Origin of the sequence: Streptomyces iakyrus, from assembly GCF_000717055.1 — a bacterium.
Classification (GTDB): domain Bacteria; phylum Actinomycetota; class Actinomycetes; order Streptomycetales; family Streptomycetaceae; genus Streptomyces; species Streptomyces iakyrus.
In genome coordinates this window covers 331,919-350,881 of record NZ_JNXI01000027.1, presented here as the reverse complement: position 1 = coordinate 350,881, position 18,963 = coordinate 331,919, and the positions used below count along the sequence as shown (strand labels likewise).

Genomic DNA, 18,963 nt, shown 5'->3' with positions numbered 1-18,963 from the left:
CGAACGTGCCGTGCGGCTGCTCGCGCGTGCCCTCCGAACGCGGGAAGAACTCGTACCACGAGCCGTACAGCGCCCGCTCCCGCTCCACCAGCAGCGGCAGCGGCTCACTGCTGGTCACCAGATCCCGCAGCGGATACCGCGCCAGGACCTCGTCCACCTCCGGCGTCAGCGCCGCCGCCAGACGGGCCGCCACGGGGCGGTCCTCGTCCCGCAGGGCATCGACGGCGGTGAGGATCACGTCGCGCAGTCCCTCCTCCTCGGGCACACCGGCGACCGCCCGCTCGTACAGACGCGCGCCCTCCTCCAGCACGACGTCCGTGTCCATGCCGGCCGGGATCTTGATCTCGGCGTGGTGACGCCAGGTACCGACCGGGTCCCCCCAAGCCTCGACGGTGAACGTCCACAGGCCGGGTTCCCCGGCGGTGACCGTGGCGCCCCAGCGGTCCGTCCCCGGGGCGAGCTCGCGCATCGGCGTCCACGGGCCGGGCCGGCCCTCGGGGTCCTTCAGGACGACGTTGGCCGCGACGGCGTCGTGCCCCTCCCGGAACACGGTCGCCGAGATCTCGAAGGTCTCGCCGGTGACGGCCTTGGCCGGCCGGCGTCCCTGCTGGACCACCGGACGGACATCGAGTACGGGTATGCGCCCGACGGCGGTCGCGTCGCCAGGTGGTGGCGGCGAGGACGGCGGACCGGCCGCGGCCGGGCGCGCGGGGCGTGCTTCGCCGCCGGGCGCGCGCGCCCCGGTGGTGCGGCGGTTGGGGGGTGCTGGCGAATGGTGCTTGGCGGGCATGACCGCTCCTGTCCGCGTCAACGTGGGTGGGCGGAGGTCTGTGGGGAGGTGGGTCCTGCGTGGTGCTCCTGAGAGGGGTACCCGCAGGAGCCTTCCCACCCTATTCGGGTGGGCAATCCGGCACTTTGTTAACTACTCACGCGTATGTCGACACACAAGACCGGCCTCGTCCGCGACGGACGAGGCCGGCCCCCTGGCGTGGCTGCTCCTTCGCCCTACTCGCGCGGCACCCGCAGTAACTTGTCCGGCGAACCGGCGCCCCGGCCGGAGACCTTCCCGGTCGCCGCTCCGGCCGTCAGAGCCCTCCCGACCTGGGCCGGAGTCGCTTGCCGATGATCGGCCAGATAGAGCGCGGCCGCGCCCGCGGCGTGCGGGGACGCCATCGAGGTACCCGAGTAGGTCGCCCGCGCGGTGTCGCTCGCGGCGGACGCGGAGGTGATACCGGCGCCCGGGGCGAACAGATCGAGGGCCCGACCGTGGTTGGAGAAGGCCGATTTCCTATCCCTGCGGTCGGTCGCCCCGACCGTGACGGCCTGCTCCACGCTCCCCGGGGAGTACAGGCCGGCCGGCCTGCCGTCGTTGCCCGCGGCGACCGTGTAGGTGACGCCCGAGGCGATGGAGGCGCGGACGGCGGCGTCCAGCCGGTCGTTGCGCGGTCCGCCCAGGCTCAGGTTGGCGACCGCGGGCTTCTTGGCGTGCCGGGTCACCCAGTCGATCCCGGCGATCACCCGGGCCGTGGTGCCCCCGCCCGCGGCGTCGAGGACGCGCACGGAGACGATCCGGGCCTTCTTGGCGACGCCGTGGACCGTCCCCGCGACGGTGCCGGCGACGTGCGTGCCGTGGCCGTTGCCGTCCGCGGCGACCGGGTCGCCCCCGACGAAGTCCCAGCCGTGGCCCGCCCGGCCGGCGAAGTCCCGGTGGGTGGTCCGCACGCCGGTGTCGATCACGTAGACCGTCACCCCGGCGCCCGCCTTCCCGGGCCAGGTGTAGCTCCGGTCCAGCGGCGGCTTCGGCTGGTCGAGACGGTCCAGCCCCCAGGACGGGGGGTTCGTCTGGGTGCCGTCGAGCCGCACGCGGGTGTCCTGGACGACCGAGGCGACCCGGGGGTCGGCGGCCAGCCGCCCGGCCTGTCTCTCGTCCGCGCGGACCGCGTAGCCGTTCAGGACCGTGCCGTAGATGTGGCTGATCTCCACCCCGTACCGTCCGGCGAGCTCCTTTCCGGCCGCCGACCCGGCAGCCGTGCCCTCCCTCAGCGTCACCAGGTAACTTCCGTGCACGGAGCCGGGTGATCCGGCGCCGAGTATCCGCCCCTCCGGTGCGGCGTGCGCGGGCAGGGTGGTGGCCGAAAACGCCGCGACGCAGACCGCCGCCGCCAGGCCCCCCGTCCGGCGCAGACGCCGCTCGCGCGTCCGAGCCATGGTCCGAGTTCCCCTCCTCGACTCGGCGTACGGCCGCCGCGCGGCGCCGCGAACGGCGGGCGCGGGCCGGTACGCCAGAGGCAGCCTCTCGTGACGGGTGAAGCACCACAAGGACGCCTATGGGTGCGGAATCGGCCATATCCGCGGATGGTGCTGTTCAGGCCGATCGGGCGGCGGGTGGCGGAGCCTCAGCGGCGGAGGCACCGACGCCGGTACTGTCGTAGGAGACGTCGTCGAAGCCCTGCGAAATCCAGCGAACGCGCCGAGGTGGAACCCGTGAAGGCGATCCGTCGATTCACCGTCCGACCCGTTCTCCCCGACCCCCTCCGGCCCATCGGTGATCTGGCCCGCAACCTGCGCTGGTCGTGGCACGCGGAGACCCGTGACCTGTTCCGGTCGGTCGACCCCGAGCGGTGGGCCGCCTCGGGCGGCGACCCCGTCCGGCTGCTCGGCAGCGTGCCGCCCGCGCGGCTCGCGGAGCTGGCCGGGGACGGCCCGTTCCTGAGCCGCCTGGCCGCGGTCGCGGGCGATCTGCACGACTACACGACCGGCGACCGCTGGTATCAGACCCAGCCCGAGGAACTGCCCGCCGCGATCGCCTACTTCTCACCCGAGTTCGGCATCACGGCCGCCCTGCCCCAGTACTCCGGCGGCCTCGGCATCCTGGCCGGCGACCACCTCAAGGCGGCCAGCGACCTCGGCGTCCCGCTGATCGGTGTCGGCCTGCTCTACCGGCACGGCTACTTCCGCCAGACCCTGTCCCGGGACGGCTGGCAGCAGGAGCACTACCCGGTCCTCGACCCCAACGAGCTGCCCGTCGTCCAGCTGGAGGAGGCCGACGGCACCCCCGCCCAGGTTTCCCTCGCCCTGCCCGGCGGCAGGCAGCTGCACGCCCGGATCTGGCTCGCGCAGGTCGGGCGCGTCCCGCTGCTGATGCTGGACTCCGACGTCGAGGAGAACGACCTCGGCGAGCGCGGTGTGACCGACCGGCTCTACGGCGGCGGCAGCGAGCACCGGCTGCTCCAGGAGATGCTCCTCGGCATAGGAGGTGTCCGGGCGGTACGGACGTACTGCCGGCTGACCGGCCACCCCGCACCGGAGGTGTTCCACACCAACGAGGGACACGCCGGGTTCCTCGGCCTGGAGCGGATCGCCGAACTCTGCGCCGAGGGGCTGGACTTCGACTCCGCGCTGGAGTCGGTCCGCGCCGGGACCGTCTTCACCACCCACACCCCCGTCCCGGCCGGCATCGACCGCTTCGACCGCGAACTGGTCGCCCGCCACTTCGGCCCCGACGCCGAGCTGCCCCGCATCGACGTCGACCGCGTCCTGCGGCTCGGCATGGAGAGCTACCCCGGCGGCGAGCCCAACCTCTTCAACATGGCCGTGATGGGCCTGCGCCTGGCCCAGCGCGCCAACGGCGTGTCCCTGCTGCACGGCAACGTCAGCCGCGAGATGTTCGCCGGCCTGTGGCCCGGCTTCGACGCCGACGAGGTGCCGATCACCTCCGTGACCAACGGCGTGCACGCGCCCACCTGGGTCGCCCCCGAGGTGTTCCGGCTCGGCGCCCGGCAGATCGGCGACCGGCGCGCCGAGGACGCGCTGACCGTCGGCGGCTCGGACCGCTGGGACGCGGTGGCCGACATCCCCGACCAGGACATCTTCGACCTCCGGCGGGTGCTGCGCGAGCAGCTCGTGACCGAGGTGCGCGAGCGGCTGCGGGCCTCCTGGCGGCAGCGCGGCGCGCACACGGCCGAGCTCGGCTGGATCGACGGCGTCCTCGACCCCGACGTCCTCACGATCGGCTTCGCCCGGCGCGTTCCGTCGTACAAGCGCCTGACGCTGATGCTGCGGGACCGGGACCGGCTGATGGACCTGCTGCTGCACCCCGAGCGGCCGGTCCAGATCGTCGTCGCCGGCAAGGCGCACCCGGCCGACGACGGCGGGAAGCGGCTGGTGCAGGAGCTGGTGCGGTTCGCGGACGATCCCCGGGTGCGGCACCGGATCGTGTTCCTGCCGGACTACGGCATGGCGATGGCGCAGAAGCTGTACCCCGGCTGCGACATCTGGCTGAACAACCCGCTCAGGCCGCTGGAGGCCTGTGGCACGTCCGGCATGAAGGCGGCGCTGAACGGCTGTCTCAATCTGTCCGTCCTCGACGGCTGGTGGGACGAGTGGTTCCAGCCCGACTTCGGCTGGGCCATCCCCACGGCCGACGGTGCAGGGACCGACCCGGACCACCGCGACGACATAGAGGCCGCGGCGCTGTACGACCTGCTGGAGCAGCGGGTGACGCCCCGCTTCTACGAGCGCGGGCAGAGCGGGCTGCCCGACCGGTGGATCGAGATGGTCCGGCACACGCTGAGCCTGCTCGGGCCGAAGGTGCTGGCCGGGCGGATGGTCCGGGAGTACGTGGAGCGGCTCTATGCGCCCGCGGCCCTCTCGCACCGGTCCATGGGGCCGGACGCGGCGCGGGACCTCGCGGAGTGGAAGGAGCGGGTGCGGGCGGCCTGGCCGGGCGTCACGGTCGACCACGTGGAGACGTCGGCGTCCGATGCGCTGGCCGAGCTCGGTACGACGCTGGGGCTGCGCGTGCGGGTCGCCCTCGGCGATCTCGGGCCGGACGACGTGGATGTCCAGGTCGTCTCGGGGCGGGTGGACGAGGAGGACCGGATCGGTGACGCGACGGTCGTGCCCCTGAAGCCGGTGGGCTCCGCCGATCAGGAGGGGTGCTGGGTTTACGAAGGGCCCTTGTCGCTGGATCGCACCGGGCCTTTTGGGTACACGGTGCGGATCCTTCCCGCGCATCGGCTGATGGCGTCCAGCGCGGAGTTGGGGCTGGTGGCGGGGCCCAGCGAGGAGCTGGTGGCGGCTGCGGGGCTGTTGATGCGGTAGTTCGCCGTCTGCGGGAGCGTGGGGGCTTGGCGCACAGTTCCCCGCGTCCCCTAGGCGTCCGCACCGCCCTGCGTTGCCAAGTTACGTAGAACGGTGCCGCACCTGCGTGCGTACGCGTGCTGGAAGCCTCTGGTCGCCGGGCCGCCCGCCTTTGCGTACCACTTGGCGGCCCGGCTGAAGGCGTTCACCGTCAGCCACACCGTGCCGTCGCCCGTGCGGTCGACCACGAAGGACTCCTCGCCGGTCTCCGGGTGGCCGGGCAGCGTGCCGTAGGCCCAGCCCGCCCGGCGGGGCTCCTCGACCGTCCAGACCACCCGGCAGGGGGCCTTGATCATGCCGGCGAGGGTGACGGTGACGTCCACGCCGGGGGCGGCGCGGTCCGCGGTCGCGTCGATGCCCACGCCCATGGCCCGGTGCATCTCCCAGGTCAGGACGGCCTCCGAGGCCCGGCGGAAGATCTCCTCGCCCTCGCCGAGGCGGGTGCGCACGTTCATGGGGTGGAAGCCCGGCGGGCAGAAGCCCTGGTCGCGGGTGGCGCCGACATCGGCGTAGGTGAAGTCCTGCGAATCCGTAGAAGACACGGTCCCCAAGAGTAAGGCGGTACCCGGACCCGCTCCGGGGCCGGGTACCGCCCGTGGTCGCGCTTCGGTCAGCCGACGTTCACGGCGGACCAGGCGGACGCGACCGCCTTGTACTCGGTGCTGCTCGCGCCGTACAGGGCCGAGGCAGCGTTCAGCGTCGCCGTGCGGGCGGCGGCGTACTTGGTCGTCGACGTCATGTACGTCGTCAGCGCCTTGTACCAGATCTGCAGCGCCTTGGTCCGGCCGATGCCGGTGACCGTGGAGCCGTTGGACGTCGGCGAGTCGTACGCCACGCCGTTGATCGTCTTCTTCCCGCTGCCCTCGGACAGCAGGTAGAAGAAGTGGTTGGCGGGGCCCGAGGAGTAGTGGACGTCGAGGCCGCCGAGGCTTGAGGACCAGCTGTCCTTGGAGGAGCCGTCCTTGCTGGGCTTGTCCATGTGGCGCAGCGGGCTGCCGTCGCCGTTGATGTCGATCTCCTCGCCGATGAGGTAGTCACCGACGTCGGAGGAGTTGTTGGCGAAGAACTCGGCGCCCGCGCCGAAGATGTCGGAGGTGGCCTCGTTCAGCCCGCCCGACTCGCCGCTGTAGTTGAGGCCCGCCGTGGCCGACGTCAGACCGTGGCTCATCTCGTGCGCGGCCACGTCGAGCGAGGTGAGCGGGTGGGTGTTGCCCGAGCCGTCGCCGTAGGTCATGCAGAAGCAGCTGTCCGACCAGAAGGCGTTGACGTAGTTGTTGCCGTAGTGGACGCGCGAGTAGGCGGCCTTGCCGTCGTTGCGGATGCCGCTGCGGCCGAAAGTGCTCTTGTAGAAGTCCCAGGTGACCTGGGCGCCGTAGTGGGCGTCGGCGGCGGCCGTCTCCGCGTTGGACGGGCTGCCGGTGCCCCAGACGTCGTCCGGGCCGGAGAAGAGCGTGCCGGTGCCGGAGGTGCCGCGGTTGAGGTTGTACGTCTTGTGGCCGCCGCGCGTGCCGTCGGTCAGGTTGTACGTCGACCCGGACTTGGTGGTGGTGAGGTCGACCTTGCCGCTGTACGTGGTGGTGCCGGTGCCGGTCTCGATGGCCTGGTACTCGTACAGCTTCTTGCCGCTGGCGGCGTCGGTGACGACGTGGAGTTCGTTCGGGGTGCCGTCCTCCTGGAGGCCGCCGACGACCGTCTCGTAGGCGAGGACGGGCTTGCCGTCGGCCGCCCAGATCACCTTGCGGGGCGCGGAGTTCGCCTCGGTCTTCTCCGAGCCGGCCGCCTTGGCGAGGGTCACGGCCTGCTTCTCCGCCTTGGCGGCGGTGACGGCCGGCTTGAGCGTGGCGACCTTGAGCGTGGCCTTCGTGGCTCTGGTGACGCCCTGGGCCTTGCCGGACTTCGACTCGTGCACGACGAGGTCGCCGCCGAGGACCGGCAGACCGGCGTAGGTGCGCTCGTAGCGGGTGTGGACCGTGCCGTCGGCGTCCTTCACGACGTCCTTGACGACGAGTTCCTCCTGGGCGCCGAGGCCTATCTCGTCCGCGGTCCGCGTGGCGTCCGCCTGCTGCTCCTGGATGAGCGCGGTGCGGGCGGGCGCGGAGAGCAGGACGGGGGCGGCGGCGAGCGCCGGCTTGCTCGCGGAGTCGGCGGCGACGCTGCTGCCGGGGGTCAGGCCGGTGGTGAGCAGGGCGCCGGCGGCGACAGCGGTGGCGATGGCCAGCGTGGCGCGCTTGTGACGCGCGTAGAGAGGGGAGGTCACACGAGCTCCTAGGTGTGGGGGAAGTGCTGGGGTGCTGTGCGGCGTGGGGGAAGAGTGGCACTTGGGACGCGTACATGTCAGGAGTGGGTGTGATGTTGGCCGGAATTCGATGGCGGGATGGACGCGAGGGAACGTGAAACGGACGCCGCCCCGGGGGATTCGAACCCACCGGGGCGACGCCCTGACTTGGGAGGCCTACGGGCGTGTGCCGCACGGGCCTAAGGGCCTACAGCGCCTGCGGTCTACGGGAACGTCAGCTTCCAGCTGTTGATGTAGCCGGTGTCGACGGCCGCGTTGTCCTGGACCCGCAGCTTCCAGACGCCGTTGGCCACCTCGGAGGAGGCGTTCACCGTGTAGGTGGTGTTCAGGTTGTCCGCGCTTCCGCCGGTGCCGTAGCCCTTCAGCGTGTACGCCGTGCCGTCGGGGGCGAGCAGATCCACCTTGAGGTCACCGATGTACGTGTGGACGATGTCCACCGCGACCTGGAGGTTGGACGGCGCGTTGCCGGTCCGGCCGGAGACGGTGACCGAGGAGGTGACCGCCGCGCCCCGGTCCGGGATCGCCACGTCGGCGGTGTTCTCGAAGGACGTGCCGCCGCCGCCCCCGTCGCCGGGCCGGGTGCCGACGTTGATGCCCGCCCAAGCGTGCTGGACCGCCTTGTACTCGGCGCTGTCGGTGCCGTACAGCTCACCGGTGGCCGCGAGGGTGCCGGTGCGGGCGCCCGCGTAGTTGGTGGTCGAGGTGAACTTCGTGGTGAGCGCGCGGAACCAGATCTTCTCCGCCTTGTCCCGGCCGATGCCGGTGACCGGAAGGCCGTCCGAGGTGGACGAGTTGTACGTGACACCGTTGATGGTCTTGGTGCCGCTGCCCTCGCTCAGCAGGTAGAAGAAGTGGTTCGCCGGGCCGGACGAGTAGTGCACGTCGATCGAGCCGATGCCCGAGTACCAGCTGTCCTTGGACGCGCCGTCCTTGCTCGGCTTGTCCATGTAGCGCAGCGGCGTGCCGTCGCCGTTGATGTTGATCTCCTCGCCGATGAGGTAGTCACCGACGTCGGATGAGTTGTTCGCGTAGAACTCGACCGTCGAGCCGAAGATGTCCGAGGTCGCCTCGTTCAGGCCGCCGGACTCGCCGCTGTAGTTGAGGCCGGCGGTGTTCGAGGTGAGCCCGTGGGTCATCTCGTGCGCGGCCACGTCGATCGACGTCAGCGGGTTCGCGTTGCCCGAGCCGTCGCCGTAGGTCATGCAGAAGCAGCTGTCCGACCAGAAGGCGTTGACGTAGTTGTTGCCGTAGTGGACCCGGGAGTAGGCCCCGACGCCGTCGCCCTTGATGCCCGAGCGTCCGTGCACGTTCTTGTAGTAGTCCCAGGTCAGAGCGGCGCCGTAGTGCGCGTCGGCGCCCGCGGACTCCAGGTTGGAGGGGGTGCCGTTGCCCCAGACGTCGTCCGGGCCGGAGAACAGGGTGCCGGTGCCGGAGGTGCCGCGGTTGAGGTTGTACGTCTTGTGGTTGCCGCGGGCGCCGTCGGTGAGGTTGTACGTCGACCCGGACTGGGTGGTGGTGAGGTCGACCGTGCCGGAGTACACCGTGTTGCCGGTGCCGGTCTCGATCGCCTCCCACTCGAACAAATTCTCGCCGGTGGTGGCGTCGGTGACGACGTGCAGTTCCTGCGGGGTGCCGTCGTGCTGGAAGCCGCCGACGACCGTCTCGTAGGCCACGGCCGGCTTGCCGTTCGCGGCCCAGATCACCTTGCGGGGCGCGCGGTTGATGCCGGCGTCCTTGGCCTCGTCGGCCTCGCCGGCCTTCAGGGCCTGCTGCCGGGCCTTCGCGACGGACACCGCGGTCTTCGTCGTCGCCGGCTTGATGGCGGCGCGGGTGGCCTTCACGACGGCCGCGGTGGCGTCCGCCTTCGTGCTCTCGACGACCAGGTCGCCGCCGAGGACCGGCAGGCCGTCATAGGTGCGCTCGTAGCGCGTGTGCACGGTGCCGTCGCGGTCCTTGAGGACGTCGCGGACGACCAGCTTCTCCTTGGCGCCGAGGCCCAGGTCCTTCGCGGTCTCCGCCTTGGCGGCGTCGGCCTCGCGGATCAGCGCGGCGCGCTGGGCGGGGGTGAGCCTGACCGACTCGGATCCCGGCTTCGCCTTACTCGCGGCCGACGGTGCCTTCTCCGGGGCTGCGACGGCGGTGCCGCCCTGGACGGCGGCGGCGATCAGCGCGGCGACGCCGGCGAGGGCCACGGCCGCGGTGCGGCGGGGGGTGTGGGGAGTGCGTCTGTGGGAGGTGCCTCTTCGCGAGGAACTGCTTCTCAACACTGACTCCTTCTGCGGGACCGGGGGTCGCCCGGCCTGGGGAGGTGGAGGTGTTGCTGTGGGGTTCCTGTGGAGCAGTCGTGGGAAGCGTCGCAGGGGAGTGCGCTTGCTGTCAGGACCGCGTCAAAACTATGGCCGGAAACGGTTCGTTGTCCGGAAGTTCATGTTCGCTATACGGACGCTTTGCCGCCGTCGGGCAGGTCGCCGTGCCAGGAGTGCCACAGTGCCGCGTAGGCTCCGCCGGCCGCCACCAGCTCGTCGTGCGTGCCCAGTTCGGTCAGCAGCCCGTCCTCCATCACGGCCACCCGGTCGGCGTCGTGCGCCGTGTGCAGCCGGTGGGCGACGGCGATGACGGTACGTCCCCGGAGAACGGCGGCCAGGGCGCGTTCGGTGTGCCGGGCGGTCGTCGGGTCGAGCAGCGCGGTCGCCTCGTCCAGGATCAGGGTGTGCGGATCGCCCAGCACCACCCGTGCCAGGGCGAGTTGCTGGGCCTGCGGGCCGTCGGCACGGCAACCGCCCTCGCCCAGCGGGGTGTCCAGCCCCCGCGGAAGCACCCGCACCCACGCGTCGGCGCCGACCACGGCCAGCAGCTGGTCACCGCGCCCACGCGGTAGCCCTGCTCGCGCAGCGCTGTGAGTCACGGCGGAAGGCGTCCGCCACCAGGCCCTTCCCGCCCAGTCCGCCGAGGACCCGCAGGCCGCCCGCCAGGTCGCCGATCCGTGCGGTCAGGACGCCTTGCCGCTCGCGGTACTCGGTCTCGGAGCCCTGCAGCCGGCCGAGCAGCGGGCCGACGAGCAGCACGATGACCGGGATGCCGAGCAGCACCACCACGGCGATGGCCGGGGAGATCGACACGAGCATGACCGCGATCACCAGGTAGGCGACGACCGCCCCGACGCCGGGACCGACGACCGTCAGGGACTGGCTGATCGTCTGCACGTCACCCACGCCGATCGTGACGACCTCCCCGGCACCCATCTGCCGCGACAGCGACGCACCGAGCCGCACCGCCTGCCCGACGACGACCTTCACCGTGCGGAAGTTGGCGTCCAGCCGGACGCGGGTCATGTGCGGTGCCGCACGGTGCCGAGCCAGGCGTTGAACACGCCCACCGCGAGCAGCGCCCCGCTCCAGGCGGCCACGGCGCCCATGTCGCCGGGGCCCTCGTCGATCGCCCGGGACATCAGGTACGGCGTCGCCGCCAGCAGCACCATCCACACGCTGCCGAACATCGCCCCGGCGGCGCACCGGCCGGGCTGCCGGGTGACCAGCCACCACAGGAAGCGGGCGCCGCCACGGCGGTCGGGCGTGCCGGGGTCCTCGTACCCGTCGATCATCCGCCCGCCCTCCCGCCGCCGTTACGCCAGACTGTCCCGCCAGGCCCGGTGCAGTTCCGCGAATCTGCCCGTGCCCGCGATGAGTTCGGACGGTTCGCCGTCCTCGACGATCCGGCCGTGCTCCATCACCAGCACCCGGTCCGCGATCTCGACGGTCGACAGCCGGTGCGCGATGACCACCGCCGTACGGCCCTTCAGCACTGTCGCCATGGCCCGCTGCACCGCACGCTCGCCGGGGACGTCCAGCGAGCTGGTCGCCTCGTCGAGGATCAGCACCGCCGGGTCGGCCAGCAACGCCCGGGCGAACGCCACCAGTTGCCGCTGCCCGGCGGAGATGCGGCCGCCCCGCTTGCGTACGTCGGTGTCGTAGCCGTCGGGCAGGCCGCTGATGAAGTCGTGCGCGCCGATCTCCTTGGCGGCCTGCTCGATCTCCTCACGGGTGGCGTCCGGGCGGCCGATCGCGATGTTGTCGGCGACCGTGCCGGAGAACAGGAACGCCTCCTGCGTCACCATGACCACCCCGCGCCGCAGTTCGGGCACGGCGAGGTCGCGCAGGTCGACGCCGTCCAGCAGCACCCGGCCGCCGGAGGGGTCGTAGAACCGGGCAAGCAGCTTGGCCAGAGTCGACTTTCCGGCGCCCGTGGAGCCCACGACCGCGACCGTCTGCCCGGCCGGGAGGGTGAGGTCGAACGCGGGCAGCACCTCGCCGCCGGTGCGGTAGCCGAAGCGGACGCCGTCGAACACCACCTCGCGGCCGGGGTGCTCGCCTTCGAGCGGCGGGAGCCGGCGGGGAGTGGCCGGCTCGGGGACCGACGGGGTCTGGGCGAGCAGGCCGGCGATCTTCTCCAGCGAGGCCGCCGCCGACTGGTAGGAGTTCAGGAACATCCCGAGCCGGTCGATGGGGTCGTACAGCCGCCGCAGGTACAGGACCGCGGCCGCCAGCACGCCGAGGGCCAGTGTGCCGTCCGCGACCCGGTAGGCCCCCCACAGCACGATCGAGGCGACCGCCGTGTTGGCGACCAGCCGGGAGCCGGTGACGTAGCGGGCCATCTCCAGCAGTGCGTCGCCGTTGACCCGTTCGTGCCGCCGGTTGAGCTCGCCGAAGTCGGCGTCGTTGGCGGCCTCGCGGCGGAAGGCGCGCACCGGCCGGATGCCGTTCATCGTCTCGACGAACTTGACGATGACGGCCGCGATGGCCGTCGACCGCGCCCGGTACACCCGGGCCGCCCGCCGCCGGTACCACCGCACGAGCGCGTACAGCGGCACCAGGGACGCCACTGCCACGCCCCCGAGACCCAGGTCGAGCCAGAGCAGCATCGCCGAGATGTAGACGAAGGAGAGGATGACCGTCACGAGCTCCTGGAGACCCTCGTCCAGCAGCTCGCGCAGCGACTCTACGTCGGCCGTGGAGCGGGAGATGAGCCGGCCCGAGGTGTAGCGCTCGTGGAAGTCGACGCTCAGTGCCTGCGCGTGGCTGAAGATCCGGCCGCGCAGGTCGAGCAGCACGTCCTGGCTGACCCGGGCCGCGGCGGCGACGAACGCGAACTGCAGCCCGCCCGCGGCCAGCGCGCACCCCAGATAGCCGGCGCCCACCGCGATCAGCGGCCCGTGGTCCTGGGCCCGGAACGCAGGTACGGCACGGTCGATGGCGTACGCCACGAGCAGCGGGCCCGCCTGGACGACCGCCTGCTGGAGCAGCAGCAGGAGCGTGGTGACCGCGACCCGGGCCTTCAGGGGGGCGAGCAGGGAGCGCAGCAGGGCTCCGGTGGCGCCCGGCGGAGTGGGCAGGACGTCCCGGTCGAAGGGGTCGCCGGTGGCGGCGGGCCGGTCGCCGGGTTGTCGGCCGGGCCGGTCGTCGGGCTTGTTGCCGGCCGGTGCGCCGGTGGCCGCCGTCATCGTGCGCCCTCCTCTTCCCCTGACATCAGATGCGCGTACTCGGCGTTCGTGCGCAGCAGTTCGTGGTGGGTGCCGACCGCGGCGATCCGGCCGCCGGACAGCAGCGCGACGCGGTCGGCGAGCAGCACGGTGGAGGGGCGGTGCGCCACGATCAGGGCGGTGGTGTCCGCGAGGACCTGCCGCAGGGCGGCCTCCACGGCGGCCTCGGTGTGCACGTCCAGGGCCGACAGCGGGTCGTCCAGGACCAGGAAATCCGGTTGCGCGACGACGGCCCGGGCGAGCGCGAGGCGCTGGCGCTGACCGCCGGACAGGCTGAGGCCCTGCTCGCCCACCGGGGTGTCCGTCCCCTGGGGCAGGGAGTGCACGAAGCCCGCCTGGGCGACGGCGAGCGCGCGCTCCAGGTCGGCGTGGCCGGCGGTGTCCTTCGCCCCCATGAGAACGTTGTCGCCCACCGAGGCGGAGAACAGCGTGGGCTCCTCGAAGGCCACGGCGACCTTGGCGCGCAGCGCCTCCCTGGACAGGCCGGTGATGTCGACGCCGTCGAGGGTGATACGGCCCGAGGTCAGCTCGTACAGGCGGGGGATGAGCGCGGTGAGGGTGGTCTTCCCGCTGCCGGTGGCACCGACCAGCGCCATGGACTCGCCCGGACGGATGTGCAGGTCGATGTGCTGAAGGACGGGCGGGCTGTCAGGCGGCGCGTCGGGGTAGCGGAAGCGAGCGTCGTGGAAACGGAGTCCCTTCTCCTGGGCGGGCGCCGAGCCGAGGCGGGGACCGGTGCCGGAGGGCGAGTCGGAGCGGGTGCCGGGGCCGGGAACGGAGCCGGGGCCCGGGGCGGAGCCAGAGCCCAGGCCGGAACCGGAGGCGGAGCCCGAGCCTGAGCCCTGGGCGGAGCCGGAGCCGGAGCCGTGGGCGGTGCCCAGGCCGCAACCGGAGCCGGAGCCCGGGGCGGAACCCGTGGCGGAGCCCGAGCCTGAGCCCTGGGCGGAGCCGGGACCGGAGCCGGAACCGGAGCCGGGGGCGGGGCCCGGGGCGGAGCCGGAGCCGGAGCCGTGGGCTGTGCCCAGGCCGCAATCGGAGCCGGAGCCCGGGGCGGAGCCCGAGCCTGGGTCCTGGGCGCCCGTCGCCCCCTCCTCCTCCGTGTCCATCACCTCGAAGTACCGCTCGGTCGCCGTCGCCGCCTCCTGGCTCATCGCCAGCAGGAAACCGATCGACTCCACCGGCCACCGCAGCGCCAGAGCCGTCGACAGGAACGCCACCAGCGTCCCGGCCGACAGAACGCCGTCGGCCACCTGGACGACCCCGACCACCAGCGCCGCCCCGATCGCAACCTCCGGCAGCGTCACGATGACGCCCCAGATCGTCGCCAGCAGCCGCGCCTTGCGCAGTTCCGTGCCGCGCAGCGTCTTCGACAGGTCCCGGAACGCCCGCTCCTGGCTCCGGTGGCGGCCGAAGCCCTTGATGATGCGGATGCCGAGCACACTCTCCTCGACGACCGTCGTCAGGTCGCCGACCTGGTCCTGGGCGCGCCGGGCCAGCTGCGCGTAGCGCCGCTCGAAGATCACGCACGTGGCCATGACGGGGACGGCGGGCCCGAGGATGACCAGCCCCAGCGTCCAGTCCTGGAGCAGCATGATGATCACGCCGACGAGGATCGTCACCCCGTTGACCAGGAGGAACGTCAGCGGGAACGCCAGGAACATGCGCAGCAGCATCAGGTCCGTCGTCCCCCGCGACAGCAACTGCCCCGAGGCCCACCGGTCGTGGAAGGCCACCGGCAGCCGCTGGAGGTGCCGGTACAGAGCCGCCCGCATCGACGCCTCGACGTGCGAGAGCGGCCGGGCCACCAGCCAGCGCCGCAGCCCGAACAGCAGGGCCTCCGTGAAGCCGAGCAGCAGCAGGAACAACGCGCCGAGCCACACGCCCGCCGGGTCCCGGTCGGCGATCGGCCCGTCGACCATCCACTTCAGGGCGAGCGGGATCACCAGGCCCACGCAGGAGGCGACTATCGCGACCAGCGCGGCACCGAACAGCCGCGCCCGCACGGGCCGAACGTACGGCCACAGGCGCAGCAGGGTACGCACGGCGGAACGGTCCTGGGCGGGGGCTGGTGTCGTGGCCATCAGCAGCGAGCCTACGGATCGCCACTGACACTGCCCACCGAGTTTCCGCCGGACCCGGACCGGTCGCCGGTCCTGCGACCTGGGCGTGTTCGACGGGTCGTAGGGCTGCATCAACCGATCGGCCGATGTCCGTTCGAGCGCGACGGCCGATGCGGCGGACCCCGCCCCGCCGGGACCCTCTCCGTATGCCGACCGCACCCGTCATCGAAGTCACCGACCTGCGCAAGAGCTACGCCGGGCGTCCCGCCGTCGACGGTGTCTCCTTCAACGCCGAGGAAGGAGAGATCTTCGGGATCCTCGGCCCGAACGGCGCCGGGAAGACCACCACCGTCGAATGCGACCGTGAAGACCCACCTCACCCACCTCTACGCCAAGTTCGGCGCCAAGGACCGCGCGGCGGCCGTGGCGGTGGCCTACGACCGGGGGATCCTCGGCTAGGGCACGTCGCCACACCAGGCCCCGGGTGCCACGCCGCCGGATGGCCCATGCCGCCGATTCGCGACCTTTCACCCCTAATCTGCGCGATATGAATAAATGTCATATCGCGCCCCTGGCATGCGCCGCGGCGCTCCTCGGGACGGGCCTCGGCGCCGCCGCGCCGACCGCCCCTCACACGATCCATCTGGTGAGACCGGGGGAGTCGATCCAGAAGGCGGTCGACTCCGCCCGTCCGGGCGACACCGTTCTGCTCGCCCACGGCACCCACCGCGGGAGCGTCAGCGTCAGCACGCCCGGAATCACCCTGCACGGCATGGGCCGCGGCACGGTGCTCCGGCCGCAGGCGGGGGCCGGCGCCGCGACCGCACCGGACGCCCGGAGATCCGCCCACGCCTGCGCCGCGGCCGGCAACGGCATCTGCGTCGAAGGCAAACGGGACCACAACGTCGACGGCGTCACCATCGCCTCCCTGACGGTGAGGGGCTTCAGCAAGTCCGGCATCCATGCCCGTGAGGCCGACGGGCTGACCGTGCAGAACGTCGACGCCGTCGACAACGGGGTGTGGGGCATCGCCACGGAGCAGTCGGCCCGCGGGACGCTCCGCGGCAACACCGCCCGGGACAACGGCGACGCGGGCCTGTTCCTCGCCAACAGCGTCACGGAAGAGCTCGGGGCCATGGACACCGGCGGGACGGTGGTCGAGCACAACCGGCTGCAGGGCAACCGGATCGGCGTCACCGTCCGCCGGCTGCGCAACCTCACCGTCTCGGCCAACCACCTCACGGGCAACTGCGCGGGGCTGTTCGTCGTCGGCGACGAGAACAAGCCGAAGGCCGGCCTGGTGACCGTGCGCGGGAACCGCATCGAACGCAACAACAAGTCCTGCCCGAAGACCGCCCGGCTGGACGCCCTGCAGGGATCCGGCATCGTCCTGACGGGCACCGACGACAACCTGGTCACCCACAACGTGATCAGGGACAACGTCGGCACGTCCCCGCTGTCGGGCGGCATCGTCGTGTTCAAGAGCTTCGTCGGCATGCCCAGCGAGCGCAACCGCGTCAGCGGCAACCTGCTGCAGGGCAACGCTCCGGCGGACCTGGTCAACACGGACCCGGGTCAGGGCAACACGTTCCAGGGCAACACCTGCCGGCTGTCCCAGCCCGCCGGCCTGTGCTGACCCCCCCACCGTTGACGTGATCGAAGTAGGAAGGCGGCACATGACGACCACCCAGCCCGCGCCTCCGCCGTCCATGCGGCTGCGGGAACTCGCCTTCGGGGCGGCATGCGCCGCCGCCCTGCGCGCGGCCGCCCGTCTGGGCGTCGCCGACGCCCTCGGTGACGAGCCCCTGGCCGCGGAGGACATCGCGGCCGCGGTGAAGACCGAACCCGGGCCACTGCGGCGGCTCCTGCGAGCCCTGTCGTGCCACGGCGTCTTCGCGGAACGCCCGGACGGGACGTTCGCGCACACCGACGTCTCCCGGCTGCTGCGCGAGGACGACCCCCACAGCCTGCGCGCCATCACGCTGTGGTGCACCGAACCCTGGACCTGGGACGTCTGGCCGAAGCTGGACGAGGCGGTGCGCACCGGCCGGAACGTGGTGGAGGACCTGTACGGCAAGGAGTTCTTCCCCTACCTCAACGAGGACGCCCCGGAGTCCGCCGACGTCTTCAACCGCGCCATGACCACCTCCAGCGTGCAGTCGGCGCAGGACGTCGCCGCGTTCCTGGACCTCACGGGATGCACCTCGGTGGCCGACATCGGCGGCGGCCAGGGGCACGTCGTGGCGAGTCTGCTGGACAAGTACCCGGACCTGCGCGGGACGCTGCTCGACCTTCCCCGGGTGGTGGAGAACGCCGTCCCGAGACTGCGCACGGGCGGCGACCTCGCGGACCGCGCGCACGTCGTGCCCGGCGACGTCCGGACGGCCGTCCCGGTGAAAGCCGACGTCTACGTCATCAAGAACATCCTGGAGTGGGACGACGAGAGCACCATGCGCACGTTGCGCAACGTCCGCGAGGCCGGCGGCCCCGGGACGCGCGTGGTGGTCATCGAGAACCTCGTCGACGACTCGCCGTCGATGCGGTTCAGCACCGCCATGGACCTGCTGCTGCTCCTCAACGTCGGCGGGGCGAAGCACACCCGGCAGAGCATGGTGGACCGGCTCACCGAGGCCGGCCTGGTCATCGACGACATCAGCCCGGTCAATCCCTATCTGCACGCGTTCGACTGCCACATCCCCGGCTGATCCGACCGCGTCCCGGGGGAGCCGGCGATCCCGGCACTCCCCGGTGCGGACGGACGAACGGCCGCCGGGTCCGCGATGCTGCGGACCCGGCGGCCGTCGAGTGCCGGCGGCGGTCAGCCGGCCGGGTCGCGCTCCCAGAGGTAGAAGCGCTGCGCCATGGCGTCCTTCGGGGAACGCCAGGTCGCGGGGTCGTACGCGCTGACGTACGCGGACAGGCGCTCGCTGACGTCCCGGAACTCGGGATGGCCGGTGATCTCGGCGATGGCCGGCCCGGGCTCGCGCTCGGCCTCGATCAGGTGCAGGTACACATCGCCGAACTGGAAGAGGCTGCGCCGGGTCACACCGACGAGGTGCGGCAGCTCCCCCCGGTCGGACTTCTCGAACACCTTGGCGATGTCGGGCGCCGACCCGGGGGCCATGCGGGCGACGATCAGGGCTTGGTGCATGGGGCTGTTCTCCGTCCGGCTCAGTCGGTCAGACCGGCACTCGCACCGCGCTCCGCGGCGATCTTCTCGACGCGGTCGCGGATCAGGGCCATCTGCACCTTGGAGTTCCGGTTGATGTTGTCCGTCATCCACGCGTCGTCGACCGGCGCGTCCGGCTTCATCGCGAAGTCCTGCGTCCACACCATCCGCGTGCCGGCCGGGACCTCCTCGTACCGCCAGTGGATGTCCATGTGGGCGAAGGGGCCCGTCTCCACCCGCCGGGCCTTGACGGTGAGCGTCTCGCGGTCCGGCTCGCGCTCGGAGACCCAGCTCCACACGGTGCCGTTCTCATCGGGGTGCATCGTCAGCCGGAAGGTCGTCTTGTGGCCTTCCCGGGAGAGGATCTCGACGGAGGCGTACTCGCTGAACAGCTGCGGCCAGTTCTCCAGGTCGTTGGTCACCTCCCAGACCACGTCCACCGGCGCAGCGATGGTGATCTCGTTCTGCGTGTGTCCGGCCATGTCACGCTCCTGCCAGGAGGGCACCGTTGACGAGGTCGAGGAACTGCCGGGGCGTCTTGGAGCGTTCGGCGTCCGTCGGCATCGGAGTGCCGTACCGGTTCTCCAGCTCGCCCACGATGCCCAGCAGGCCCAGCGAGTCGACGCCGAGGCTCTCGAAGGCCGTGTCGTCGCGTCGCAGTTCCTCCGGGGCGACGGTGACACCGGTGCACTTCTTCATGAGTTCGGACAGCTCTTCCACAGTGATGCGGTCAGTCATGCCATTCCCTTCCTTTCCGTTC

The 18,963-nt window shown here is 71.9% G+C and carries 13 protein-coding genes and 4 pseudogenes; 5 read left to right on the top strand and 12 right to left on the bottom strand.

The features are described 5' to 3' along the window. On the bottom strand, nucleotides 1-790 hold a 790-nt coding region (locus tag OO68_RS35190; RefSeq protein WP_033313400.1), incomplete at its 3' end, for a maltotransferase domain-containing protein. A 215-nt stretch (nucleotides 791-1,005) separates the two neighbouring features. Further along, entirely contained in the window at nucleotides 1,006-2,208 is a 1,203-nt protein-coding gene (locus OO68_RS35185) for a S8 family peptidase (protein ID WP_033313374.1), read from the bottom strand. Nucleotides 2,209-2,484: 276 nt separating this feature from the next. Here OO68_RS35185 and OO68_RS35180 point away from each other — a divergent pair, with 276 nt between their 5' ends. Next, nucleotides 2,485-5,103, top strand: a complete 2,619-nt coding sequence (locus tag OO68_RS35180; RefSeq protein ID WP_033313373.1) for a glycosyltransferase family 1 protein — start codon at nucleotides 2,485-2,487, stop codon at nucleotides 5,101-5,103. Nucleotides 5,104-5,153: 50 nt separating this feature from the next. Here OO68_RS35180 and OO68_RS35175 read toward each other — a convergent pair whose 3' ends face one another. The 7 genes and pseudogenes from OO68_RS35175 to OO68_RS35145 all read right to left on the bottom strand — a co-directional run bounded on the left by OO68_RS35175 (nucleotide 5,154) and on the right by OO68_RS35145 (nucleotide 15,055). Beyond that, complete coding sequence (locus tag OO68_RS35175) at nucleotides 5,154-5,684, bottom strand: DUF1990 domain-containing protein (RefSeq protein WP_033313371.1); 531 nt, start codon at nucleotides 5,682-5,684, stop codon at nucleotides 5,154-5,156. A 68-nt stretch (nucleotides 5,685-5,752) separates the two neighbouring features. After that, the gene (locus tag OO68_RS35170) at nucleotides 5,753-7,399 is read right to left on the bottom strand and encodes a M4 family metallopeptidase (RefSeq protein ID WP_033313369.1); all 1,647 of its coding nucleotides are present in this window, start codon (nucleotides 7,397-7,399) and stop codon (nucleotides 5,753-5,755) included. Between the two features lie 242 nt (nucleotides 7,400-7,641). Beyond that, a complete protein-coding gene (locus OO68_RS35165; RefSeq protein ID WP_033313368.1) occupies nucleotides 7,642-9,702 on the bottom strand; it encodes a M4 family metallopeptidase in 2,061 nt (686 codons plus the stop codon). A 170-nt stretch (nucleotides 9,703-9,872) separates the two neighbouring features. Then, nucleotides 9,873-10,289: pseudogene (locus tag OO68_RS48775) on the bottom strand (ABC transporter ATP-binding protein); the annotation flags it as partial. A 2-nt stretch (nucleotides 10,290-10,291) separates the two neighbouring features. Next, nucleotides 10,292-11,039: pseudogene (locus tag OO68_RS48770) on the bottom strand (ABC transporter transmembrane domain-containing protein); the annotation flags it as partial. Between the two features lie 21 nt (nucleotides 11,040-11,060). After that, the gene (locus OO68_RS35150; RefSeq protein ID WP_033313365.1) at nucleotides 11,061-12,935 is read right to left on the bottom strand and encodes an ABC transporter ATP-binding protein; all 1,875 of its coding nucleotides are present in this window, start codon (nucleotides 12,933-12,935) and stop codon (nucleotides 11,061-11,063) included. Beyond that, nucleotides 12,932-15,055 (bottom strand): ABC transporter ATP-binding protein, encoded by a 2,124-nt coding sequence (locus tag OO68_RS35145; RefSeq protein ID WP_051814905.1) that lies wholly within the window; start codon nucleotides 15,053-15,055, stop codon nucleotides 12,932-12,934. The genes OO68_RS35150 and OO68_RS35145 overlap by 4 nt, the downstream gene beginning before the upstream one ends. A gap of 185 nt (nucleotides 15,056-15,240) precedes the next feature. Here OO68_RS35145 and OO68_RS44690 point away from each other — a divergent pair. From OO68_RS44690 to OO68_RS35130, 4 genes and pseudogenes are all read left to right on the top strand, one after another. Continuing rightward, nucleotides 15,241-15,393: pseudogene (locus OO68_RS44690) on the top strand (ATP-binding cassette domain-containing protein); the annotation flags it as partial. Then, nucleotides 15,386-15,493 (top strand): annotated as a pseudogene (locus OO68_RS45800) (LuxR C-terminal-related transcriptional regulator); the annotation flags it as partial. The pseudogenes OO68_RS44690 and OO68_RS45800, both read left to right, overlap by 8 nt. A gap of 88 nt (nucleotides 15,494-15,581) precedes the next feature. Next, nucleotides 15,582-16,670 (top strand): right-handed parallel beta-helix repeat-containing protein, encoded by a 1,089-nt coding sequence (locus tag OO68_RS35135; RefSeq protein WP_033313362.1) that lies wholly within the window; start codon nucleotides 15,582-15,584, stop codon nucleotides 16,668-16,670. Between the two features lie 40 nt (nucleotides 16,671-16,710). Continuing rightward, entirely contained in the window at nucleotides 16,711-17,739 is a 1,029-nt protein-coding gene (locus tag OO68_RS35130; RefSeq protein WP_033313361.1) for a methyltransferase, read from the top strand. A 113-nt stretch (nucleotides 17,740-17,852) separates the two neighbouring features. Here the strand turns inward: OO68_RS35130 and OO68_RS35125 are convergent, their stop codons facing one another. The 3 genes from OO68_RS35125 to OO68_RS35115 are packed head-to-tail and all read right to left on the bottom strand — an operon-like array spanning nucleotide 17,853 to nucleotide 18,941. After that, nucleotides 17,853-18,185, bottom strand: a complete 333-nt coding sequence (locus tag OO68_RS35125) for a TcmI family type II polyketide cyclase (protein ID WP_033313359.1) — start codon at nucleotides 18,183-18,185, stop codon at nucleotides 17,853-17,855. Between the two features lie 20 nt (nucleotides 18,186-18,205). After that, the gene (locus tag OO68_RS35120) at nucleotides 18,206-18,685 is read right to left on the bottom strand and encodes an SRPBCC family protein (RefSeq protein WP_033313358.1); all 480 of its coding nucleotides are present in this window, start codon (nucleotides 18,683-18,685) and stop codon (nucleotides 18,206-18,208) included. 1 nt (nucleotide 18,686) lies between these two features. Continuing rightward, entirely contained in the window at nucleotides 18,687-18,941 is a 255-nt protein-coding gene (locus tag OO68_RS35115) for an acyl carrier protein (protein WP_033313356.1), read from the bottom strand. Between the last annotated feature and the right edge of the window lie 22 nt (nucleotides 18,942-18,963).

Excerpts from the sequence above, each read along its gene's own strand:
- OO68_RS35130 (WP_033313361.1), top strand. The coding sequence starts at position 16,711 with ATGACGACCACCCAGCCCGCGCCTCCGCCGTCCATGCGGCTGCGGGAA.
- OO68_RS35150 (WP_033313365.1), bottom strand. The coding sequence starts at position 12,935 with ATGACGGCGGCCACCGGCGCACCGGCCGGCAACAAGCCCGACGACCGG.
- OO68_RS35125 (WP_033313359.1), bottom strand. The coding sequence starts at position 18,185 with ATGCACCAAGCCCTGATCGTCGCCCGCATGGCCCCCGGGTCGGCGCCC.
- OO68_RS35120 (WP_033313358.1), bottom strand. The coding sequence starts at position 18,685 with ATGGCCGGACACACGCAGAACGAGATCACCATCGCTGCGCCGGTGGAC.
- OO68_RS35115 (WP_033313356.1), bottom strand. The coding sequence starts at position 18,941 with ATGACTGACCGCATCACTGTGGAAGAGCTGTCCGAACTCATGAAGAAG.
- OO68_RS35145 (WP_051814905.1), bottom strand. The coding sequence starts at position 15,055 with ATGGCCACGACACCAGCCCCCGCCCAGGACCGTTCCGCCGTGCGTACC.
- OO68_RS35185 (WP_033313374.1), bottom strand. The coding sequence starts at position 2,208 with ATGGCTCGGACGCGCGAGCGGCGTCTGCGCCGGACGGGGGGCCTGGCG.
- OO68_RS35135 (WP_033313362.1), top strand. The coding sequence starts at position 15,582 with ATGAATAAATGTCATATCGCGCCCCTGGCATGCGCCGCGGCGCTCCTC.